The 21,002-nt window shown below is 70.7% G+C and carries 25 protein-coding genes; 12 read left to right on the top strand and 13 right to left on the bottom strand.

The genetic code is table 11. The features are described from left to right. Positions 1 to 110 precede the first annotated feature (110 nt). Positions 111 to 1,301 (top strand): acyltransferase family protein, encoded by a 1,191-nt coding sequence (locus C1A38_RS19005; RefSeq protein WP_102659112.1) that lies wholly within the window; start codon positions 111 to 113, stop codon positions 1,299 to 1,301. A gap of 151 nt (positions 1,302 to 1,452) precedes the next feature. Here the strand turns inward: C1A38_RS19005 and C1A38_RS19000 are convergent, their stop codons facing one another. The 4 genes from C1A38_RS19000 to C1A38_RS18985 all read right to left on the bottom strand — a co-directional run bounded on the left by C1A38_RS19000 (position 1,453) and on the right by C1A38_RS18985 (position 4,268). Further along, positions 1,453 to 2,148 carry a hypothetical protein gene (locus C1A38_RS19000; RefSeq protein WP_102659111.1) on the bottom strand — a complete coding sequence of 232 codons (696 nt, stop codon included), beginning with the start codon at positions 2,146 to 2,148 and terminating at the stop codon, positions 1,453 to 1,455. A gap of 16 nt (positions 2,149 to 2,164) precedes the next feature. Then, a complete protein-coding gene (locus C1A38_RS18995) occupies positions 2,165 to 2,368 on the bottom strand; it encodes a hypothetical protein (RefSeq protein WP_102659110.1) in 204 nt (67 codons plus the stop codon). Positions 2,369 to 2,454: 86 nt separating this feature from the next. Beyond that, positions 2,455 to 3,615: a sensor histidine kinase gene (locus C1A38_RS18990; RefSeq protein ID WP_102659109.1), complete on the bottom strand. Its 1,161-nt coding sequence runs from the start codon at positions 3,613 to 3,615 to the stop codon at positions 2,455 to 2,457. Beyond that, the gene (locus tag C1A38_RS18985) at positions 3,612 to 4,268 is read right to left on the bottom strand and encodes a response regulator transcription factor (protein ID WP_193386288.1); all 657 of its coding nucleotides are present in this window, start codon (positions 4,266 to 4,268) and stop codon (positions 3,612 to 3,614) included. Before C1A38_RS18985 ends, C1A38_RS18990 begins: the two co-directional genes overlap by 4 nt. A gap of 156 nt (positions 4,269 to 4,424) precedes the next feature. Between C1A38_RS18985 and C1A38_RS18980 the strand changes: the two genes are divergently transcribed. Genes C1A38_RS18980 through C1A38_RS18965 form a run of 4 tightly spaced genes read left to right on the top strand, consistent with a single transcriptional unit; the run spans position 4,425 to position 7,933 of the window. Further along, positions 4,425 to 4,943 (top strand): hypothetical protein, encoded by a 519-nt coding sequence (locus tag C1A38_RS18980; RefSeq protein WP_233196904.1) that lies wholly within the window; start codon positions 4,425 to 4,427, stop codon positions 4,941 to 4,943. Next, positions 4,940 to 6,019, top strand: coding sequence for a peptidoglycan-binding protein (locus C1A38_RS18975; protein WP_102659107.1), 1,080 nt, complete (start codon positions 4,940 to 4,942; stop codon positions 6,017 to 6,019). The genes C1A38_RS18980 and C1A38_RS18975 overlap by 4 nt, the downstream gene beginning before the upstream one ends. After that, positions 6,016 to 6,711: an ABC transporter ATP-binding protein gene (locus tag C1A38_RS18970; protein ID WP_102659106.1), complete on the top strand. Its 696-nt coding sequence runs from the start codon at positions 6,016 to 6,018 to the stop codon at positions 6,709 to 6,711. Before C1A38_RS18975 ends, C1A38_RS18970 begins: the two co-directional genes overlap by 4 nt. A 1-nt stretch (position 6,712) precedes the next feature. Continuing rightward, entirely contained in the window at positions 6,713 to 7,933 is a 1,221-nt protein-coding gene (locus C1A38_RS18965) for an ABC transporter permease (RefSeq protein ID WP_102659105.1), read from the top strand. Between the two features lie 46 nt (positions 7,934 to 7,979). Here C1A38_RS18965 and C1A38_RS18960 read toward each other — a convergent pair whose 3' ends face one another. Beyond that, the gene (locus tag C1A38_RS18960; RefSeq protein WP_102659128.1) at positions 7,980 to 8,510 is read right to left on the bottom strand and encodes a hypothetical protein; all 531 of its coding nucleotides are present in this window, start codon (positions 8,508 to 8,510) and stop codon (positions 7,980 to 7,982) included. A gap of 60 nt (positions 8,511 to 8,570) precedes the next feature. Here C1A38_RS18960 and C1A38_RS18955 point away from each other — a divergent pair, with 60 nt between their 5' ends. Continuing rightward, complete coding sequence (locus C1A38_RS18955) at positions 8,571 to 9,011, top strand: MarR family winged helix-turn-helix transcriptional regulator (RefSeq protein WP_102659104.1); 441 nt, start codon at positions 8,571 to 8,573, stop codon at positions 9,009 to 9,011. Positions 9,012 to 9,087: 76 nt separating this feature from the next. On the opposite strand, the gene C1A38_RS18950 is transcribed toward C1A38_RS18955, so the two are convergent. The 3 genes from C1A38_RS18950 to C1A38_RS18940 all read right to left on the bottom strand — a co-directional run bounded on the left by C1A38_RS18950 (position 9,088) and on the right by C1A38_RS18940 (position 11,601). Then, a complete protein-coding gene (locus tag C1A38_RS18950; RefSeq protein ID WP_146017579.1) occupies positions 9,088 to 9,882 on the bottom strand; it encodes a DJ-1/PfpI family protein in 795 nt (264 codons plus the stop codon). Continuing rightward, positions 9,875 to 10,867, bottom strand: a complete 993-nt coding sequence (locus C1A38_RS18945) for a GlxA family transcriptional regulator (protein ID WP_233196903.1) — start codon at positions 10,865 to 10,867, stop codon at positions 9,875 to 9,877. The genes C1A38_RS18950 and C1A38_RS18945 overlap by 8 nt, the downstream gene beginning before the upstream one ends. 182 nt (positions 10,868 to 11,049) lie before the next feature. Further along, the gene (locus tag C1A38_RS18940; RefSeq protein WP_081476014.1) at positions 11,050 to 11,601 is read right to left on the bottom strand and encodes a sugar O-acetyltransferase; all 552 of its coding nucleotides are present in this window, start codon (positions 11,599 to 11,601) and stop codon (positions 11,050 to 11,052) included. 70 nt (positions 11,602 to 11,671) lie between these two features. On the opposite strand from C1A38_RS18940, the gene C1A38_RS18935 reads away from it, so the two are divergent. The 3 genes from C1A38_RS18935 to C1A38_RS18925 all read left to right on the top strand — a co-directional run bounded on the left by C1A38_RS18935 (position 11,672) and on the right by C1A38_RS18925 (position 14,354). Continuing rightward, a complete protein-coding gene (locus C1A38_RS18935; RefSeq protein ID WP_233196902.1) occupies positions 11,672 to 12,619 on the top strand; it encodes a LysR family transcriptional regulator in 948 nt (315 codons plus the stop codon). Positions 12,620 to 12,687: 68 nt separating this feature from the next. Next, complete coding sequence (locus C1A38_RS18930) at positions 12,688 to 13,575, top strand: arginase family protein (protein WP_102659101.1); 888 nt, start codon at positions 12,688 to 12,690, stop codon at positions 13,573 to 13,575. A gap of 71 nt (positions 13,576 to 13,646) precedes the next feature. Beyond that, positions 13,647 to 14,354: a carbonic anhydrase gene (locus C1A38_RS18925; protein WP_102659100.1), complete on the top strand. Its 708-nt coding sequence runs from the start codon at positions 13,647 to 13,649 to the stop codon at positions 14,352 to 14,354. Between the two features lie 309 nt (positions 14,355 to 14,663). Here C1A38_RS18925 and C1A38_RS18920 read toward each other — a convergent pair whose 3' ends face one another. Next, a complete protein-coding gene (locus tag C1A38_RS18920; RefSeq protein WP_013731361.1) occupies positions 14,664 to 14,894 on the bottom strand; it encodes a hypothetical protein in 231 nt (76 codons plus the stop codon). Positions 14,895 to 14,990: 96 nt separating this feature from the next. On the opposite strand from C1A38_RS18920, the gene C1A38_RS18915 reads away from it, so the two are divergent. Then, complete coding sequence (locus C1A38_RS18915; protein WP_233196901.1) at positions 14,991 to 15,728, top strand: TetR/AcrR family transcriptional regulator C-terminal domain-containing protein; 738 nt, start codon at positions 14,991 to 14,993, stop codon at positions 15,726 to 15,728. A 118-nt stretch (positions 15,729 to 15,846) separates the two neighbouring features. Here C1A38_RS18915 and C1A38_RS18910 read toward each other — a convergent pair whose 3' ends face one another. The 3 genes from C1A38_RS18910 to C1A38_RS18900 all read right to left on the bottom strand — a co-directional run bounded on the left by C1A38_RS18910 (position 15,847) and on the right by C1A38_RS18900 (position 17,934). Then, positions 15,847 to 16,392, bottom strand: a complete 546-nt coding sequence (locus C1A38_RS18910; protein WP_102659098.1) for a GTPase family protein — start codon at positions 16,390 to 16,392, stop codon at positions 15,847 to 15,849. Between the two features lie 60 nt (positions 16,393 to 16,452). Further along, positions 16,453 to 17,400 (bottom strand): helix-turn-helix domain-containing protein, encoded by a 948-nt coding sequence (locus tag C1A38_RS18905; RefSeq protein ID WP_102659127.1) that lies wholly within the window; start codon positions 17,398 to 17,400, stop codon positions 16,453 to 16,455. Between the two features lie 120 nt (positions 17,401 to 17,520). After that, positions 17,521 to 17,934, bottom strand: a complete 414-nt coding sequence (locus C1A38_RS18900) for a pyridoxamine 5'-phosphate oxidase family protein (protein ID WP_102659097.1) — start codon at positions 17,932 to 17,934, stop codon at positions 17,521 to 17,523. A gap of 56 nt (positions 17,935 to 17,990) precedes the next feature. On the opposite strand from C1A38_RS18900, the gene C1A38_RS18895 reads away from it, so the two are divergent. Next, complete coding sequence (locus C1A38_RS18895; RefSeq protein WP_050814530.1) at positions 17,991 to 19,079, top strand: sigma-70 family RNA polymerase sigma factor; 1,089 nt, start codon at positions 17,991 to 17,993, stop codon at positions 19,077 to 19,079. A gap of 34 nt (positions 19,080 to 19,113) precedes the next feature. Continuing rightward, positions 19,114 to 20,022 (top strand): YybH family protein, encoded by a 909-nt coding sequence (locus tag C1A38_RS18890; protein WP_102659096.1) that lies wholly within the window; start codon positions 19,114 to 19,116, stop codon positions 20,020 to 20,022. Here the strand turns inward: C1A38_RS18890 and C1A38_RS18885 are convergent. Then, positions 20,009 to 20,971: an NAD(P)-dependent alcohol dehydrogenase gene (locus tag C1A38_RS18885; RefSeq protein WP_013731354.1), complete on the bottom strand. Its 963-nt coding sequence runs from the start codon at positions 20,969 to 20,971 to the stop codon at positions 20,009 to 20,011. The genes C1A38_RS18890 and C1A38_RS18885 overlap by 14 nt on opposite strands. Positions 20,972 to 21,002 lie beyond the last annotated feature (31 nt).

Here is a 21,002-nt window from a genome sequence, read left to right as displayed (position 1 = left end):
CAGCACCGTATGCCACCGCACCGGCACCGCCCTCGGGGGACATCCCCCAGGGGTGATTTTCGGGGTTCCACCCGATCCGACGCTAAACAGTTGTTCAGTACGTTGAACACATGACCAGTGTCGTTGGCAAGCCTCCCGCACCCCGCACCCAGCACCTGCATCACCTGGACAACCTGCGGGTCGCGATGATCCTCATGGTGGTGATCCACCACGCCGCTCAGGCCTACGGGCCGGCCGACTGGTGGTACTTCAAAGGCGGTCAGGAGGCCTCCGGCCTGGCCACCCTCTCCGCAGTGGGCGGGGCGTTCCGGATGAGCCTGCTGTTCTTCGTCGCCGCGTTCTTCGTGCCCCGCGCCACCGACCGCAGGGGCAACTGGGGATTCGTGCGCGGCCGGCTCAAGCGTCTCGGCATCCCGTTCCTGGTCGGCTCGGCCACGATCATTCCGGCGCTGATGTACGTCTACTACCGCGAGTACCGCGGCTACCCGCCGATCTCGTTTCCGCGCTACTACCTGGACGTGTTCCTCGGCTTCGGCCCGCAGCCGGCCGACTGGACCGGGCCGATCTGGCCCGACCTGCAGTTTGGGCACCTGTGGTTCATCCAGAACCTGCTCGCCTTCAGCGCCCTCTACGTGCTGTTCCGCTGGCTCGGCGGGCTACTGCGCCGCGTCCGCCCGATCACCCCGTCGACCCGGATACCCGACAATCGCAGCCTGGTCATCTTCACCCTCACCCTGGCCGCGGTCGTGTTCCTCGTCCGAATCCGGTACCCGCTCGACCAGTGGGTGCCGCTGTTCGAGTTCATCCAGGCCGAACCAGCCCGCCTCGCCCAGTACACGGCGTTCTTCACCGCCGGCGTCATCGCCTACCGACGTGACTGGCTCACCCGGCTGCCCCGCTCCACCGGGTACACCTGGCTGGCCATCGGCGCGGCACTCACCGCCGTACTGTTCTGGACCGGCACCGACACCCCGTTCTTCGCCCCCGGCGGCGCCTCCTGGGCCTCGGCCTGCTGGACCCTGACCGAGACCTTCCTGTGTGTCGGCCTCAGCATCGGCCTGCTCACCCTGTTCCGGGACGTCTTCGCCGGCCACAACCGGCTCACCCGTGCCATGGCCGCCAGCTCCTACACGATCTACATCGTCCACCTGCCGATCGTCGTCGCCCTACAGTTCGCGTTCGCCCGCGCCGCCCTACCCGCCTTGGTCACCTTCGCCGCCGTCGCCACTGTCGGCATGGCCATCAGCGTCGCCGCCGCCGTGGCGATCCGCCGCCTGCCCGGCCTCCGCACGATCCTGTGAATCACTGGCCAGCGCCCTTTGCCTGGTGTTGCGAGACATCCGGCAGAGGCCGCCGAGCTTGTGCTGAAGCAGCCGACGCGCCGCGGAAGGCGCTGACGCAGGCGGATCGAGGCGATCTGCCCGGTGCCGAGACGACTTTGCGCGGGGCTGCTCAGCCGGTGAGAGGCGAGGGAATCCTCGTCGACCGGTAGGAGGACCCGTCCCGGGTCAGGTGCCAGCGACGCCAGTGCTTGGCCGACATACGGACCGGGAGGTGCGCCTGGATGCGTCGTGCCGCCTCCGCCAGGCGCTCGTCCCCGGGCAGGCTGAGCCAGAGCGACAGCGACGACGCGGACGTGCCGACCGACGCCCGTACCCCCGATGCCCCGAGCAACCGGCCGTAGCCGTCGACGGCGAACCCGCCGCACATCTGCGGAGAGACCCCCTCGTACGGCTGGCCCGTCCGCGCATCGAGGAGGCGGACCTCGGCGTCCCAGACCAGCGACGCCAGCGGATGCCCGTGCTCGGTCACCGCTGCGACACCCGCGTCCTCGATCGCGCCAAGCACGTGGTCGACCGCGTCGGGGCGCACCCGCCAGGCGGTGCTCGTCCGGTCCTGCGTGCGCGGGCCACCCAGGGTCGCCGCCGCGAACTGCCGCAGCGGCTCCGACACGTCGGGCGGACCGCCCTTCCAGAGGCGCAGCGTCAGCGCCGGGGCCCCGACCGGGTCGACGCAGGCGTCCACGAACGACTGCACGGCCTGCCAGGCCAGGCGGGGTTTCTTCGCACGCAGGCCGTGCGCGCCGCCGGACGCAGCGGGCAGGCCGTCGTAGGTGACCACTTCCACCCCGGGGCGCTGGACGCTCATGCCCACCTCCGGTCCGTCATGCGTCGGCGTCGGGCTGCCATCCGGATGGCACGCTGTCCGGTGTCTGCCCGGCACGCAGGCGGTCGATGTGGTAGATGGCCCATGACGTGACCATTCGTTCCGGTGTCGCGTGGTAGAGCTCCGAAAGAGCGCTCAGAGCCTGCGCTCGCTCGGGATCGAGCTCGATGGTCAGCGTCTGCGGACGTGTTCCGGCGGCCACGGCGCGAGTCTAGCGACGAGGATGCGCCGATGCTCTCCGTGAAGTAGTGAGTTCAACGATGAGGAGGTGGCCTCCTCGCGGGATCGTCAGGCCGGTGGCAGGGTCACCGTGACGGTCAGACCGCCGCCGGAGCGCGGTTCGGCCGCGGCGGTGCCGCCGTGCGCCCGGGCCACCGCCCGCACGATCGACAGCCCCAGCCCGAAGCCCCGCCCGCCGGCCACCCGCTCCCGGCTCAGCCGCCGGAACGGCTGGAACATCGTCTCCACGTCGTAGCCGGGCACCGCCGGGCCGGTGTTGATCACCACCAGTGTCGGGCGCCCGGCCACCACACCGGTCCGTACCTCCACCCAGCCGTCGACCGGCACGTTGTGCCGCAAGGCGTTCTCGACCAGGTTGAACGTCAGGCGTTCCAGCAGCACCGGGTCGCCCACCGTCCGGGCCGGATCCAGCGACCGCCGCACCGGGATGCCGGGCGACGCCGCCCCGGCCTGGTCGAGCACGTACGCAGCGATCTCGGCCAGATCCACCTCGGCGCGTTCGGTCAGCTCGTTCTCCGAGTCGGCGAGCGTGAGCAGGCCGTCGATCAGGCGCTCGTGGCGCTCGTTCACCGACAGCAGCGCCTCGCCGAGGCGGCGTACCTCGGCCGGGGCGTCCGGCCGGCTCACCGCCAGTTCCACCAGCGCCCGGTTCAGCGTCAGCGGGGTCCGCAGCTCGTGGGAGGCGTTGGCCACGAACCGCCGTTGCCCGTCGAAGGAGCGGTCCAGCCGCTCCAGCATCTGGTCGAAGGTGTCGGCGAGTTCGCGTACCTCGTCGCGGGGGCCGGTCAGCGCGATCCGCTCGTGCAGCCCACGCCCGGCGGAGTCCGCGCCGGCGATCCGGCGGGCGGTGCCGGTGATCTGGTGCAGCGGTTGCAGCGCCCGACCGGCGATCAACCAGCCGATCGCGACGGCCGCCGCCGAGACCACCACCAACGCGAGGCCGCCCTGGGTAAGCAGGGACTCCAACGCGTCCCGTTTCGCCTCCCTCTGCACGTTCTGGACCAACAACCGGACCCGCTCGAAGTCCTGCTCGGTGGGCAGGGCGCGGGGGGTGGTCACGGTGCGCAGGTCGGAGAAGTCGGTCTGTAGCGACTGCGACGTCCGCTGTTCCACCAGCACGTACGTGACGCCGAGCAGGACGATGCCGGCGAGCAGGAAGAGGCCGCCGTAGACCAGGGTGAGCCGGGCGCGGAGGGTGAGGCGCTTCACCGGATCTGGTACCCCACTCCCGGCACGGTCTCCACCACCGGCGGGTCGCCGAGCTTCCGCCGCAGCTTCATCACGGTGACCCGCACGACGTTGGTGAACGGGTCGATGTGCTCGTCCCAGGCCCGCTCCAGCAGTTCCTCGGCGGAGACCACCGCGCCGTCCGCGCGCAGCAGCTCGGCCAGCACGGCGAACTCCTTGCGGGTCAGCGGCACGTACCGGCCGTCGCGGTACACCTCGCGGCGCCCCGGATCGAGCACGATCCCGGCCCGGTGCAGCGTCGGCGGCGCGGCCGGGCGGGCCCGCCGGGTCAGCGCGTGCACCCGGGCGGCCAGTTCCACCAACGCGAACGGCTTCACCAGGTAGTCGTCGGCGCCGAGGGCGAGGCCGGCCACCCGCTCGCGTACCGCCGCCGCGGCGGTGAGCATCAGTACCCGGGTCTCGCCGCCGGAGTCGACGATCGCCCGGCACACGTCGTCGCCGTGCACGACCGGCAGGTCCCGGTCGAGCACCACCACCTCGTACGTGTTCACGCCCAGCCGCTCCAGCGCGGCGTCCCCGTCGTACGCGACGTCGACCGCGAACGCCTCCCGGCGCAGCCACTCCGCGATGGCGTCCGCCAGCACGTCCTCGTCCTCCACCACCAGCACTCGCACCCGCCAATAGTGCCGTGAGCGGGGATAACGCCGCCGTAAACGTCTTCGGTTACGCCCGCGATACGCGGCGTCGGTTGGACTGGCCTGGTCGTCCGGCGGCTGCCGTCGGACGCACCGTCCGGCGAGGGTCGCCGGACGCCGGAAAGGACAACGACGATGCGACGCAGGAGTCTTCTACTCCCGGTGCTGCTGGCGCTCACCCTGGCCGGATGCGCCGGCCAGGACGACGGGACCGGGGTGGCCACGGCCGGCGGTGCCGGCGCGGCACCCGCTGCCTCCGCGAGCGATGGGACCGACGGCAGTGACGCCGAGAAACGACTCGCGTTCGCCCGCTGTATGCGGGAGAACGGTGTGGAGATGCCCGACCCCGTGGAGGGCGGCGGGGCGGTGACGTTCGACGGCAGTGTGGATCGGAGCAAGGTCGAGCCCGTTATGGAGAAGTGCCGCAAGCTGCTGCCCAACGGCGGCGAGGCGCCCCGGCTCAACGCGGAACAGCTCGAACAGATGCGGGCGATGGCCAAGTGCTTGCGGGAGAACGGCGTACCGGAATTCCCGGACCCGGCCCCGGACGGCCGCATTCAGATCGATCGAAGTCAATTCTCTGACCTGGAGACGTTCCAGGCGGCGACGGAGAAGTGCCGGCAGTACGTTCCCCAGCTCGGCGGCGGCCGGTGAGCCGGTCCGCCCGCCGTGGCCGGATCAGCGCCGTCGCCGGTGGGGTGATGCTGCTGGTGGTCGCCGCAGCCGGCGTGGCCGCCTCGGCCGGTGTCGGTGGCGGCGCGGGCGGCGACGTCGCCGAGGCCGATACGGCGCCGGCCGCCAGCGCCACCGTCACCCGGCAGACCCTCGCCGACGCGGAGACCGTCGACGGCGAGCTCGGGTACGGCCCGAACCGGACCGCCGCCAGCCGGCTGGCCGGCACGATCACCGCCCTGCCGGACACCAGCGCCACGGTACGGCGGGGTAAGGCACTCTACGCCGTCGACGGCGACCCGGTGACGCTGCTGTACGGGAAGGTGCCGGCGTACCGGACGCTCCAGCCCGGCGTCGAGGGGCCGGACGTCGAGCAGTTGGAGCGGAACCTGAAGGCGCTCGGCTACACCGGCTTCACCGTCGACGACGAGTACACCTGGGCCACCGCCGACGCGGTCCGCGCCTGGCAGGACGATCTCGGCGTGCCCGAGACGGGCCGCGTCGAGCTGGGGCGCGTCGCGTACGCCGACGGTCCGGTCCGGGTCGAGGGCCACGAGGTCGAGATCGGGGCGGCCGTCCAACCGGGGCAGTCGGTACTCACCTACACCGGCACGGATCGGCTGGTCACCGCCGAGCTCGACGTCGACGACCAGCGCTTGGCCAAGCGGGGCGAGCCGGTCGAGGTCACCCTGCCCGACGGCCGGCAGGTGGCGGGAAAGATCAGCACGGTCAGGACCGTCGTCAAGAGCGGAGCGGCGAACGACACGAACACCGAGACGAAGATCGAGGTGGTCGTCACGGTCGCCGACCAGAAGGCGCTTGCCGACTTTGACCGGGCCTCCGCCGAGGTGACCTTCACCGTCAGCGAACGACCCGACGTGCTGACCGTTCCGGTGGCCGCGCTGCTGGCGCTGGCCGAGGGCGGCTACGGCCTGGAGATCCTCGACGGGGGATCGAGCCGGATCGTCGCCGTCACCACCGGGCTGTTCGCCAGGGGCCGGGTCGAGGTCAGCGGCGACGGCCTCACCGAGGGCATGACCGTCGGGATGCCGCGATGACCGGGGACGTGATCGTGCTCGACCAGGTCGGCAGGAGGTACGCCGGCGGAGTGGTCGCCCTCGCCGACGTGTCGCTGCGGATCGGTCACGGCGAGCTGGTGGCGATCGTCGGGCCGTCCGGCTCCGGCAAGTCGACAATGCTGAACGTGATCGGCACGCTGGACCGGCCGACCTCGGGCACGGTGCTGATCGACGGACACGACGTTGCTCGGCTCTCCGACCGGCAGCTCTCGGCGCTGCGGGCCACCCGGATCGGCTTCGTGTTCCAGCAGTTCCACCTGGCCCCCGGTGTACCGGTGCTCGACAACGTGGCGGACGGGCTGCTCTATGCCGGCGTACCCCGGCGGGAGCGGCGACGGCGGGCGGAGGCCGCGTTGCACCGCGTCGGCCTCGGGCACCGGCTCGGGCACCGGCCGCACGAGCTCTCCGGCGGCGAGCGGCAGCGGGTCGCGGTGGCCCGCGCGGTCGTCGGCGAGCCGGCGGTGCTGCTGGCCGACGAACCGACCGGCAACCTGGACACCAGTTCCGGGACGGTCGTGCTCGACCTGCTGCACGGGCTGCACCGGGCCGGGACCACGGTCGTGGTGATCACACACGACCGGGAGATCGCCGCCGGCCTGCCCCGCCAGGTGCAGATGCGTGACGGGCGGCTGCGCGCCGACTCGCGGCCGGTGCCGAGCGGGGTGAGCTGAGATGGCGGTGCTCTCCCCGGAACGGGCGCCCCGACTCGCCCCGGCCCGGATGCCACCGGCCGACGTCGTCCGGGTCGGCGCGGTCGGATTACGGACCCGGCCGCTGCGGGCGTTCCTCTCGGCACTGGGCATCGCCATCGGCATCGCCGCGATGATCGCCGTGGTCGGGATCTCGTCGTCGTCCCGCGCCGAACTGGACCGCACCCTGGCCGCGCTCGGCACCAACCTGCTGACCGTGTCACCGGGGCGGACCCTCTTCGGCGGCGACGCACAGCTTCCACCCGAGGCGGTGGCGATGATCGGCCGGATCGGGCCGGTGACCCAGGCGACGGCCACCGGTCAGGTCGCCGGCAACGTCTACCGGACCGACCGTATCCCGGCGGCGGAGACCGGCGGCATCGCCGTCCGGGCGGCGCAGCTCGGACTGCTGGAGACCGTCGGGGCCGAGGTGGCGAGCGGCACTTGGCTCAACGAGGCCACCTCCCGGTACCCGGCCGTGGTGCTCGGCGCGGCCGCCGCCGAACGGCTCGGGCTCCCGACCGCCGGCCCGGATGTGCAGGTGTGGCTGGGTGGACGCTGGTTCACCGTGGTCGGTGTCCTCGCTCCGGTGCCACTCGCGCCGGAACTGGACAGCTCGGCGCTGATCGGCTGGGCGGTCGCGGGCAGACACCTGGATTTCGACGGTCACCCCACCACCGTCTACACCCGTACCGAGGCCGACCAGGTCGAGGCGGTCCGCGCGGTGCTCGGGGCGACCGCCAACCCGGAGGCGCCCAACGAGGTCGACGTCTCCCGTCCGTCGGACGCCCTGGCCGCCGCCCAGGCCACCGACGAGACCTTCACCGCGCTGCTGCTCGGCCTGGGCGCGGTGGCCCTGCTCGTCGGCGGGGTCGGGGTGGCCAACACGATGGTCATCTCGGTGCTGGAACGCCGCGCCGAGATCGGCCTGCGCCGCTCGCTCGGCGCCACCCGGGGGCAGATCCGCACCCAGTTTCTCGCCGAGTCGCTGCTGCTGTCGGCGCTCGGCGGGACCGGCGGGGTGCTGCTCGGCATCCTGGTCACCTCCGGGTACGCACTCTCCCAGGGCTGGCCGACCGTGGTGCCGGCATGGGCGACGCTCGGCGGCGTCGCCGCCACACTGGTGATCGGCGGCTTCGCCGGCCTCTACCCGGCGATCCGCGCCTCCCGCCTGGCACCCACCGAAGCCCTCGCCGGGGTGTGACAGCGGCCCCCCGGTGCCGGGCTCGGCACCGGGGGGCCGTCGTCGGTCAGGCGGGTGAGAGGCTGGTCGGCGTCGCCGGGTGCCCTGGCTCGTCGCGGTGGAAGATCCCGAGGAGGGCGAACCAGGCCAGGATCAGAATGCCGGCCGGGCGTAGGAACTCCTCGGCGAGCACGGTGCCGACGAAGGAGTATCCGGCGAGCCAGAGGCCGGTGAGGACGCCGACCACCCGGACCGGCCAGGAGTAGCTGACCAGGGAACTGGCGACAATCCAGACGCCGGCGAGGACGTGGCCGCCGAGACGGACCGCCCAGGCGGTGTCGTACTCGACCGCGTTGATCATCAGAATGCCGGCCAGTACGTCGAGGGTCACCCAGCCGTAGCCGGCGGCCTTGGCCCACGGTGCCGCCGGCAGGCGTGATACGAGAAACAAGATCGAGAGGTGGAAGAATACGCCCAAGTACTCTCCCCACGCGACGTCCGGGTCCACGAAGAAGGCGATCACCGCTGGCAGGAACAGCACAAGGGGAAGCAGGGCCACCAGGCGCAGACTGGCGTAGTGCCGCCGGGGGTCGAGCATCGCGGAGTCCTCACGGTCGAGCCTTCTGGTCGGGACGAACACTAGAGAGGCAGTGTTGACATGTCAACAGTGAGGGGGGGTGAGGCGACCGAGCTGTGGCTACTGTGGAAGCGCGCCCACGAGACGGTCCGCGCTGCGGTCATCGCCGAAACCACTGCGGCGTCCGGCCTTTCCGAGCCCGAGCTGAGCATCCTGGTCCGGCTGCACGAATCCGGCGGAAGTCAACGGCAGAACGCCCTCGCCGCCGCCCTCGGCTGGGACCGGACGCGGCTGTCGCATCTGCTGACCCGGATGGCAAACCGCGACTACGTGACCCGCGACAAGGTCTCGAATGGAGTGCGGGTCGCGCTGCGACCGGAGGGCAGGCGGATGATCGACGCAACGCTGCCGGCGCTGGATGCGGCCACCCGACGTCACCTCGTCGACCGGCTGGGCCCGGACGGCGCCGAGACGCTCAAGGCCCTCATCGACCGCCTCCTGCTCGGCGAGACGAATAGCTGAGAGCTGAGCCGGCCCAGACGGCCAACGGCCACACCAAGCGGAACGGCCGGTGGGAGTACGAGCAGGACTGTGTCGCTCAGGTCAGCACATCGCGGACGCGGTCGCGTTCCGGCTGGAAGAGGTTCCAGAGGTGGTCCTCGTCGGCGTCCGGCAGGTTCTCGACGCGGCCGTAGTCGAAAGGCGGCTGCGGGTCGTACTCCAGGAATGCCTGGCCCCGGCCGGCGGCCCGCTCGCCCCACAGGCGTGCGGCGACCACGAGGGCGGCGTCCATTCCGGCGCTGACGCCGGCGCTGGTGACGATCCGGCCGTCGACGACCCAGCGTCGCCGCTTGAAGCGTGCGCCGGACAGCGGCAGTTCGTCGGCGAACGCCCAGTAGGTGGTCGCCGCGCGGCCCCGCAGGATGCCGGCGGCGGCCATCAGCAGCACGCCGGTGCAGATCCCGAACGTGATGCGGGTGTGTCGGTGCGCGGTCTGGATGTAGTCCAGGATGGCGGGATCCTGCATGAGGATGCTGGGCTGGCCCGGCCCGGGCACGACGAGTACGTCGGGCCGGGGGAGGGTGTCGTAGGTGGCGGTCGGCACCCACTGCAGCCCCGCGCCGCCGGGGATCGGTGCCAGGTCCGGGCCGACGAAGTGCAGCCGGGCCGGTGGCCCGCCCGCGCGTCCGGTGGCGCCGAGGACGCTCAGCGGGCCGATCAGGTCGAGCGGGACGAGCCCGTCGAAGACCAGGAACGCGATGTCGAGCGGTTCCCCGCCGCCCGCCGACCGTGTGCGGGCGGCGGCTGGGGCGGTGCTGCCGACGGTGAGGCCGGCTGCGGCCAGCGCGGCGCCGATGGTCAGGAGTTGGCGTCGGTTCGGGTGGTCAGGCATGGGGTGCACCTTTCTGGAACTGGTGGCGGTAGGTGGTCGGGGCCATTCCGATGACTCGGTGGAAGGCCTGTCGCATGGTCTCGACGCTGCGGAAGCCGCACTGCTTGGCCACCACCTCGACGGTGTCGTCACCGCCTTCGAGGAGCTGTTGGGCGGCCTCGACACGGATCTGTTGGACGTACTGGCCGGGCGTGGTGCCCAGCACCTCGATGAACAGGCGGGACAGGTGACGAGGGCTCACCGCCGCGCGGGCGGCCATCGCCTCCAGCGAGTGGTCGGCGTGTGGTTGCTCGACGACCGCGTCGAGCACCGCCCGCAGTGCCGGCTGGCGTGACGGACGGGCGCGGCCCCGGACCGACCGTTGCGACTGTCCGGCCGGTCGTTGCAGGAAGACCACCAGCCACTGGGCGACCTGTCGGGCCAGCGCGCCGCCGTGGTCGCGTTCGAGCAGGGCCAGTGCGAGGTCGATGCCGGCGGTGACCCCGGCTGCGGTGTAGACGTCGCCGTCGTGCACGTACATGCCGTCGGACTCGACGGTGACCTGCGGGTACCGGTCGGCCAGTTCCCGGCAGAAGGCCCAGTGGGTGGTCGCCCGCCGGCCGTCGAGCAGGCCGGCCTCGGCGAGTACGAACGCGCCGAAGCACACCGAGGCGACGACCGTGCACCGGTCGCGTACTCGACGGACCGCCTGCGCCAGCGGCACCAACGTGGTGCCGGTCGGGGCGGGGTCGCAGCCGGCGACCAGCAGGATGTGCACCGGCCCGGTCACCGCGTCCAGGCTGGTGTCGACGCCGAGTCGGACACCCTCGCGGGTGTGGACCGGGTGACCGTCGGGCGAGGCCAGGCGGACCCGGTAGTCTCCGCCGCACTTCGCCGCGAGGGCGAACACCTGCAACGGCCCGGCGACGTCGAGCAGGACGGCGCCGTCCGCCGCCGCGATGACCACGTCCCGAGAGCCGTCAGCGCGCGAAGGCGAAGCTCTCATGCGTCGAGTATTCGAAGTAGACATCGACCACGGCAACGACGGCCGTCCCACGGATTCGGCCATGGTGGTCCGGAACCGCAGCCGCTCTCCGAACGGCCACCGGGCCTTCGTCCGGGTAGGGGGCCGGTCGTCGGGCGGCACCTGGCAGGGCGTCGACCGCGCCGTACTGCGGCCGTGCCGGGTCAGTCGATCGTCTTGACCATCCGCGCCGGCACGCCCGCGACCAGCGTGCGGGCAGGCACGTCACGGGTGACGACAGCGCCGGCAGCGACCACCGAGCCCGCACCGATGGTCACGCCCTGGGTGACCACGGCGGCCGCGCCGATCCAGACGTCGTCCTCGATCACGATCGGGGCGCTGGCGACGTACTCGCGCCGCTGCACCAGGGGCAGCGGGTGCCCGCCGGTGATGAGGCTGACCTTCGGGGCGATCATCACGTTGTCGCCGATGCGGATGCCGCCGTGGTCCATGAACGTGCAGCCCTGGTTGACGAAGACGTTCTTGCCGAACCGCGTGTTCAGGCCGTACTCGGTGAAGAAGGGCGGGTAGATCGTCACCGACTCCGGCAGCGGAGCGCCGAAGACTACCGCCAGTAGTTCCGCACGCGCCTCGGTGTCGCTGAACGGCAGCGCGTTCAACCGCGAAGTCACGTCGGTCACCTGTGCGATCCGCTCCGCATAGCGCGCGAACTCGGGCGTCTGGACGTACATAACCTGGTCTGCGGTGGTGGGCATGCAGTCATCCCAGCACCTCCGGGAAGGCGCGATCAAACAACTCCGACACACCCGGAAACAACCACTGGTTGTGGCCGTAGAGTGGGGCGTGGACGTCGAAGCGCTGCGCACGTTCGTGGCCGTGGCCGAGGCCGGCCAGTTCCAGGCCGCGGCCGACGAGCTCGGAATCAGCCAGCAGGCGGCCTCCAAGCGGATCGCGGTCCTGGAGAAGTCCCTGGGGGTCGCGCTGCTGGTACGCACCTCCCGCGGCTCCCGGCTGAGCCTGGACGGGCAGGTCTTCCTGCCGTACGCCAAGAAGGTCCTGACCGCCGTCGAGCAGGCCGAACAGGCCGTGCGCCCCGGGGTACGCCCGCTGCGCGTGGACGTCCTCAACCGACGCATCGCTCCGGCCCAGGCCGTCTACCGCTTCTACCGGTCCCGTCCGGAGGCCGACCTGGACGCGGTCACCCTGGCCGAGGAGAACGCCGAACAGGCCGCTCGGGCCGTGCTCGAAGGAACCATCGACGCCTCGTTCCGTGCCCTGCCGGCGGACCAGGTCCCGGCCGGGATCAGCGCCGAACGACTCCTGGACTCGCCCCTGGAACTCCTGGTCGGGCCCAGTCATCCGCTGGCCGGTACGGCCTGGGTCAGGCCCACCGATCTGGCCGGACACCGCATCTGGATCCCCGGGATCAGGCCGGGCACCGAGTGGGCCCAGTTCTACCGGTCGCTGTCGCAGGCCTTCGGCCTGAGCATCGACGCGCTCGGCCCCAACTTCGGCGACGAGGCCCTGATGGACGCCCTGGCGGACTCGGCCTCGCTGGCGACCCTGGTCGGCAGCGAGGACCGCTACCTGTGGCCCCAAAGCTACTACCTGCGGCGCATCCCTCTGCGCAAACCGACCCCGCTCTACCCGCACGTGCTGCTCACCCGCACCGGGGACCAGCACCCCGTGCTGACCGCGCTGCGGGACCATCTGCGAGCCGCAAGACCGCGAACCACCGATGACGTGTGGGTCCCGGACTGGGTGGCCCACTGACCGGCCGCCACCCAGGCATGTCGGTTCCGGGACCTCGTCGGTGCCGGATGTCGCTCTACCCTGGATCGATGCGGTCGATCACGGTTCTTGACGCCCCGTCCAATCTCGGGTTGCGTGCCCCAGCCCCTGGTCTCGTCCCCGGGTGTTACAAGCTGGCCGGTGCGCTTCGAGATCAGCGCCTGCTCGACCGGCTCGGAGCGCACGACGGCGGTGTGGTCGTACCGCCGCGCTACGACATCCGTGGCTGGCGGCAGGGGGACGGTGTGCTCAACGCCGATGCCCTCGCGACGTACACGCGCCGACTCGCGGAACGGGTGAACGTGGTCCTCGACAACGCAAATTTCCTGATGCTGCTCGGTGGTGACTGCTCGATTCTCTTCGGGGCCGCGCTCGCACTGCGCCGACGTGGCCGCTACGGCATCGTCTACCTTGACGGTTCCATCGACTTCCGCCACAGCGGCAACAGCACGCATGTGGGGGCGTCCGCAGGCGAGGGCACCGCCATCGTCACCGGCCGGGGCCAGCCAGACATTGCCGACATCGACGGACTTGCGCCGTACTGCCAAGAAGACGATCTGGTCGTACTGGGCGTCCGCGACTACGACGACCATCTCGACGAGGTACGTGGTCTGGGCATCGAGGTACATACCGCGTCCGAGATCATCGCCGAGGGCCCTGCCCTGGTCGGCGACCGTGTGGCGCAGGGATACGCCGCCCGCGACGGCTACTTCGTACACCTCGACGCCGATGTGCTCGACCCTGCGGTCATGCCGGCCGTCGACGCGCCCGACCCCGGCGGATTGGACCATCCGCATCTGGTCGAGCTGCTCCGTCCGCTGCTCGCCAACCCGGCCTGCGTCGGCCTTGAGGTAACGATCTACGACCCGGACCTCGACCCGGACGGCCGCTACGCCGCCGCGCTCGTCGAAACCCTGGTCGACGCCCTGCGAAGCTGATCGATCACGCGCTGAACACTGTGGACGGCGGTGGTAGGAAGAAGACGCCTGTCTACCTATCAGGAGATCACGTGAACCCTTCCCCTCTCTCCCGCCGGTCCCTGCTCGCGACCGGTGGCGCCGTCGTCGTCGCCGCCACGGCCACCGCCGCTGCCCGGCCCGCCGTCGCCGCCGAGACCAAGCGGCCTCCCGTCACACCGGACGAGGCGCTGCGCCGCCTCCTGCACGGCAACCACCGGTTCGTCACCGGGCACAGCCGGCACCCGCACCAGAGCCTCAACGACCTACGCCGGCTGGCCGCGGGCCAGCACCCGTTCGCCATCCTTCTCGGCTGCGCCGACTCCCGGGTGGCGCCGGAACTGCTGTTCGACCAGGGTTTGGGCGACCTGTTCGACAACCGGGTGGCCGGGAACATCGTCGACGACCTGGTCCTCGGCAGCGTGGAGTTCGCGGTGGAGGAGTTCCACAGCCCACTGATCGTCGTCCTCGGACACGAGCGGTGCGGGGCGATCACGGCCACCATCGACGCCATCCGCTCCGGCGGCACCGCACCCGGCCACATCGGCACGATCGTGGACAGCCTGCGCCCCATCGTCCAGCCTGTGCTCGGCCAGCCCGGCGACCCGGTCGACAACTCCGTACGGGCCAACGTCCGGGCGCAGGTCCGGAACATGATCGAACGCAGCCCGATCATCGCCGAGCGGGTACACGAACGGGCGTTGCGGGTGGTCGGGGCCCGGTACGACCTCGACACCGGCCACGTCACGCTGGTGAACTGACCGCCCATCCCACATCGGTGACGTTCGGAGGAGTCCTCGACCACACGAGGCGCGCCTCCGGGCGTCGGGATTCGTGCTGCCGGTCGACTCGCCGGCACGATGAGGATCATCAGCTATCCGGGTATCGCCGACGCCAGCGCACATCGCAGAGGTTGCCGTCCGGTTGGCCGATGAAGAGCAGGTCGCTCGCGGTGGTGAGAAATGCCGTTGCCGTGGGCCAGCGAGTACGGCATTCGCTGCTTCCACGTCACTTTGTTGGTACTCACGTCGACGGCGACCACGCCAGCTGGGCGACGCGAGGCCGGGTGGTCAGCGCACTGTGTCGGAGTAGACCTCTACGTCGTAAAGCAGCTGTACGTTACGACGACCGTTGGTGATGCCGACGAAGATCGGGTCACCGGCCGGGGTGCGACCCTGACGCCACACCTGCTCCCGGGCCGCTTCCCGCGACTCGTGATGGATCTTGCCCTCCTGATGCAGATGCATGACGCGACGAGCGGTGATCCGGTCGCTGTCGAGGTGGACTCGCAGCAGAGGCATGACGAGACCTCCTTGCCCGCCTGTCCGGGCCTACCTTCTCATGTTCACTTAGCTTACCGCTGTTAAGTTACCTGTCCACGGTACTAGAGTGAATCCATGACCACCGCAGAGCCGGGTGAGCCGAGGATGCCTTCGACCGGGCGGCGGGATAACCGGGCCTCGTCGCCGGTATGGCTGCGTGCGGAGCCGTCGCGCGTACGACGGAAACCGCCGCTGACGCTCGAACGCATAGTCGACGCAGGGGTGACGCTGCTGGACGAGCACGGCATCGAGGGCCTGACGATGCGCTGCCTCGCCCAGCAGCTCGACGTGACGGCTACCGCGTTGTACTGGCACGTGAAGACGAAGGATGACGTCCTGGACCTGGCCGCCGACCACATCTTCGGCGACGTACCGATTCCGGACGTGAGCGACGACTGGCTGGAGGACATCCGCGTCCTCGCCCGGGCCTGGCGCAGCGCCATGCTGCGCCACCCCTGGGCACCAAGGTTGATCGGACGTCCGATGCTCGGACCCAACGTCCTAGCCCGTACCGAGTTCCTGCAATCGGCGCTCGTGCGCGGCGGCTGTCGCGGACTTCAACTCGCGGTGGCCACGCGAATGCTGGCCAACTACGTCATCGGCGCCTCGCTGACCGAGGCCACCTGGCACCAGGCCGCAGACCCTCGGACGAGGACCGCAGCCCGCGACCACATCGCCGCGAACGCCGATGCCTATCCGACCCTCAACGCCTCTGGCCACCTCGACGACAGCCGGTGGAACGACGACCTGCTGTTCGAGGAGGGCCTTGACGGCATTCTCCTGGCAGCAGCACGGGCAGGAACGCCGCAATGACCGCGTGCACCCGTCGGCGGCGCGGGTCATGAATCCCGCGTAGTCACGGAAGGACTGGCCTCGGTCTATACCCGCCCAATCTCGACGGTGACCATGGCCATCGACCGTCTGTTCGGCACTACTGTTGGCGGTAGATCTCTGGGATGGATTCCGTGATCCAGCGCACCGTCTCGACGATACTGAGATTGGTCGTGTCGACGCCGATGTATCGGTAGTCGGTGTTGGCGGCCTCCCGGATGGTTCGGTCTTCCGGAATCAGGTCGACCCTGTCGCGCCACCGCTGTGTCGTCTGCTTCGCTCTGCTGAGCCGTCGGTCGTCACGCACGTCGCTGTCGACCAGTAGCTCCACCAGGAACACCGCTGTCGGCTTCGGCAGCAACTGCCGGAACGCGAGGTAGTCGCGGTAGTCGCGGAGAAAGCTCCCGGCGATCACGTTGACATAGCCGGCGGACCAGAACCTCTCCACGAGGCCCGCGACGTTGCCTCGGAGCAGGTCGAAGAACTCGTCGTCCATCGGGCATGGGTTGGTCTGGCCGATGTCTTCCGCGTCGATGCGGGCGCTGTAGGGCGTACAGGGCAGCAGCGCACGGATAATGGTCGACTTGCCGGCGCCCTCCTGCCCGCACACGAGGACGAGGCGACCCACCGGGACCGGGGACACCACTCGCTCCACTGTAGACCTCCGTCAGGATGCCAACCGCCGCGCGCCGGGCCGAACGCCTGGTCAGGTCAGCGCGGCGACGGCCGCGTGCAGCCAGGTGGACGCCGGGGCCCGCACGACGGGTTGCGGTGTGCCGTTGATGGTGGCGGTCAGCGAGTGGTACCTGCCGAGCAGCGCCACATGCCGGGCCACCTGGGGCTCCGGGTCGGCGGCGACGACCTGCCGCCGTACCTCGGTCAGATCCCGCTCACCGCAGCGACTGCCGGCCAGCGCCACCCACCGCGTCGCAAGCTGCCGGGCCTCGCGGGAGTCGACCGGTACGCCGGCCGCGGACGCGGCCCTGGCCTGCGCGAGGATCTCGACCTGTTCCGCGACCTCTGCCTCCGTCGACGGGTCGTCCCGGCCGTGGTCCGCCGCGCCGGCGAAGGTCTCGCCGAAGTACTGGCGGACCGCCCGCCGGAACCCGGCGTCGCGCACCATGTCGGCCAGCTCGATCCACGCGTCGAGCTGCTCGCCGGTGGGGTCCTCCGGCAGCCGGGGCCGCCACGGGCGCAGGTAGTCGACGAACTCCCGCACGTCGAGGCCGTCGGTGACCTCGGTCCAGAACTCCTCCACGAGTTGCTCACGGTCGTCGTCGGACATCGACGCCAGCCGGTGCACGAGACTCACCTGCCCGGCCTCGCTGTCCTGCCGCACCACCGCCCGCAGCACGGCGCGCCGGGTACGCAGCTGCCCCATCTGCCGCTCGACGAGCGCCAGATGAGCGGCCGCGAGATCCCGCACCGTGATCTCGTCGGCCAGCAACCGGCGGATCTCCTCCAGCCCCGCGCCCAGGTCCCGCAGCGTACGCACCAGTTCGAGGGCCGCCACACCGCGCGCGTCGTAGCACCGGTACCCGGCCCCGGTGTACCCGGCCGGCGCGACGATGCCCTCGTCGGCATAGAACCGGATGGCGCTGACACTCAGACCCGTACGCCGGGCCACATCCCCGATCGACAACCACTCGCCCATGGCCATTACCCTGACGTCTCAAGCCGCTGGAGAGTCAACAGCGAAGCCGGCCAGCCGGTGGCGTCGACGACGGCGGCGATCCGCTCGGGCACGAGCCACCGAATTCGGCGGCGCGGACGGTCACATCGAGAAGCGGTTCACCCGCTCGGGACGCAGCACGATGCGCACCACTCCCCCGCTGCGCCACTCGTCGACCAGGCTCTGACGCTTCGGGTCGCTCATGTCGTAGTACCGCTCGGCGAGCCGGGTCGCCAACTCCACGCCGCCGTCGTCGTGCAGCGTGACCGGGCCCTCCACCGACACCCAGTGCTCGGGCTCACCGGTCGGCGCGGCCACGACCACGGAGGCCCGTGGCCGCTCACGGAGACGCTCCAGCTTCGGCGCGTCCGGCAGCGAGAACATCTGGAGGTCACCGTCGTCGGTGACCTCGAACCACACCGGGCGCGGCGCCGGCCAGCGGTCCCCCCGGGGCGCGACGGTGAGGAAGGCGTACAGCGGCCGGGCGAGCAGGGCGAGATCCTCGTCGCGGAACATGACATCCAGCTTAAGACGTGGGTTGGCGTCGGTCGCGTCGATGTAGCCTGGCGGTGATGAGCGGTGCCGGAGATCCCGGGAACGGTTTGCGTCGGGTGCGCGAGTCTGCCGTGTCGCAGTTGTTGGTGGCGGCGCGGGCGGGTGACGGTGACTCCTTCGGCCGTTTGGTGGGGCCGCTGCGGGACGAGTTGCGCGCGTACTGCTACCGGATGCTGGGGTCGGTCCATGACGCGGAGGACGTGGTTCAGGACACCCTGGACCGGGCGTGGCGCAGCCTGGACCGGTTCGAGGATCACGGATCGATCCGGCCGTGGCTGTACAAGATCGCGACGAACCGGGTACTGACGGTCATTGAACGTCGGGGACGGCGGCGGGAGTTGCCCACCGACATGAGCCCGGAAGGTGTGCCGCCGGCCGAGGCGGCGTGGCTGGAGCCGTACCCGGACCGGCTGATGGGTTGGACGGAGCGACTGAGCCCGGAAGCCCGCGTCGTCGCGCGGGAGAGCGTGGAGTTGGCGTTCGTGGCCGCCTTGCAGCATCTGTCGGCGTCGCAGCGAGCGGTGCTGTTGCTACGCGACGTGCTCGGCTATTCGGCCAGCGAGGTCGCCGACGTGTTGGACACCACGGTGGCCGCGGTCAACAGCGCTCTCCAGCGGGCCCGCAGGGTCGTCGTCGAACGGCGTGCGGAACCCAGCCAGCAGCAGACCCTCAGGATGCTCGGCGACGCGGCACAACGGGAGGTGGCTCAGCGGTACATGACCGCCTGGGAGGCCGGTGATGTCGACGCCATCGTGGCGATGCTCACGGAGGACGCACGGTACTCGATGCCGCCGCTGGCGACCTGGTACGTCGGCCGGGTCGGCATCCGCGGGTTCCTGGTCGACACGGTACTGCGGCATCGCTGGCGGTTCCTGCCGGTGCGGGCGAATGGGCAGCTCGCGTTCGGCACGTACCTGTGGAGCGACGAGCGGGGCGGGTACGTCCCGGCGGGTCTGGATCTGCTGGCGCTGCGCGGCCGGCAGGTGGCCGAGGTGGTCTCGTTCCTCGATGCCGACTTCCCGACCTTCGGGTTGCCAGACCAACTGGCTGGAAGTGACACGCGGGCGCGCGATGAGTTTGCCGACCGGCCGGGGTTGTACTCCTGACGGACGTATCAACCCGGAAGGACCCGAGCCCGCCATGGCTACCAACGAGGAGCAGATCCGCACCCTGATCGAGCGCTGGGCCGACGCGGTCCATCACGGCGATCTCACCGGCGTCCTCGCCGACCACACCGACGACATCGTCATGTTCGACGTGCCGCCACCGCATCAGGGAGTGCGTGGCCTCGACGCCTACCGCGAGACGTGGCCACCATTCTTCCAGTGGCAGGCCCAAGGCGCCTCGTTCGAGATCGAGTCCTTGGAGATCACCGCCGGCGACGACGTCGCCTTCGCGTACGCCCTGCTGCGCTGCGGCACCGAGCACGACTTCGCCGACGATCCGCACAACCGTCTACGGCTGACGATCGGTCTGCGCAAGCAGGCCGGGCGGTGGGTCGTCGCCCACGAGCACCACTCCTTCCCGCTCACCGACGCGCCCACCGCGGCGGACCCGATCCCCGAGCGGGACCATGCTGCCGAACGGGAGCTGCGCCGGCTGCACCAGCGCTGGTTCGGCAGCACAGCCAGCAAGGACCTCGACGGCCTGATGGCGCCCATCGCCGACGACGTCGTCTCGTACGAACACGACCAGCCGCTGCAACATGTCGGAGTCGAAGCCGTCCGCGCGGTATGCAAGGCCGGACTCGACGCGGCCGGCGACAGCACCGTCACATGGAACGTTCCCGACCTGAGAATCGTGGTCGACGGCGACCTCGCCGTCGCCTGGGGCCTCAACCATGTGCAGGTGACACCCGCGGACGGCCAGGCCGTAGACAGCTGGTCCCGCGGGACCCGCATCTTCCAGCGCAGGAACGGCGCCTGGCTGATGACCCACCAGCACCTCTCCTACCCCTACGATCCAGCCACCGGCACCGCCAGGACCGACCTACGCCCGCAACTGGACCAGTGCGACCAGCACGGTGCAACGGACCTCAGTCGACCCTGACCACGTACTTGCCTCGCACTCCGCCCGCCTCCAGCGCCCGGTGTGCCGCCGCTGTCTCCTCCAACGAGAAGTACCTGTCCACCACCGGGCGCAGTCCACCCTCTGCCACCTGGCGGGCGAGGTCGTCGAAGAGTGCCCGCGTGGGGTTGCCGCTGAAGAAGCGCACCCGGCCGCCTCCGTGTACGGCGCTGGCGGCGATGTAGCTGAGTGAGGCGGCGGGCCGTGCCAGGTCGAAGGCGATAGTGACCATGCGTCCGCCGGGTGTCAGCAGGCGCCGGAAGGCCCGCAGGTCGGTGCCCGCGGTGTCGAGGACCACGTCGAACAGGCCCAGTTCCCTCGGCGGGACGGTCCGGTGGTCGATGGCGTGGTGGGCGCCGAGCGTGCGGACGAAGTCGAGGTTGGCGGCGCGGGCCAGGGCCGTCACCTCGGCGCCATATGCCCGTCCGAGCTGCACGGCGGCGTTGCCGACGCCGCCGGCAGCGCCGCATACGAGCAGTCGTTCGCCGGGGCGCAGCCGGGCCTTGTCACGCAGCGCCGTGATGGCCGTGGTTGCCACCGGCAGTGCGGCGGCTGCCGCCAGATCCAGTCCGTCCGGGACCCGGCCGAGCCGCTCGGCGCGGACTGTCACGTACTCGGCGGCGCTGCCGAATCCGGTACGGCCCACGATGCCCCACACACGGTCGCCGACCGCGAAGTCCGTCACGCCGGCGCCGAGTGCGGCGACCTCGCCGGTGAGGTCCAACCCGACCCGCTGCGGGAACTTCCGGCCGGTGAAGAGACGGAGGCTGCCGGAACGGGCCGCCAGTTCGCCGCCGTTGATGCTGAACGCGCGCACCCGCACGAGTACCTCGCCGGGCGCCGGTTCGGGGCGTGGTATCCGGCCCACGTACAGCACCTCGGGGCCGCCGAAGCGGTCGAAAAGCACTGCTCTCATCATGCGGTCGTCCATCGTTCTCACCTTCGCCACCAGTGGCCCTGCG

The organism is Verrucosispora sp. ts21 (assembly GCF_002879555.1).
GTDB classification, from domain to species: Bacteria; Actinomycetota; Actinomycetes; order Mycobacteriales; family Micromonosporaceae; genus Micromonospora; species Micromonospora gifhornensis.
This window is presented reverse-complemented; position numbering and strand designations above follow the sequence as displayed.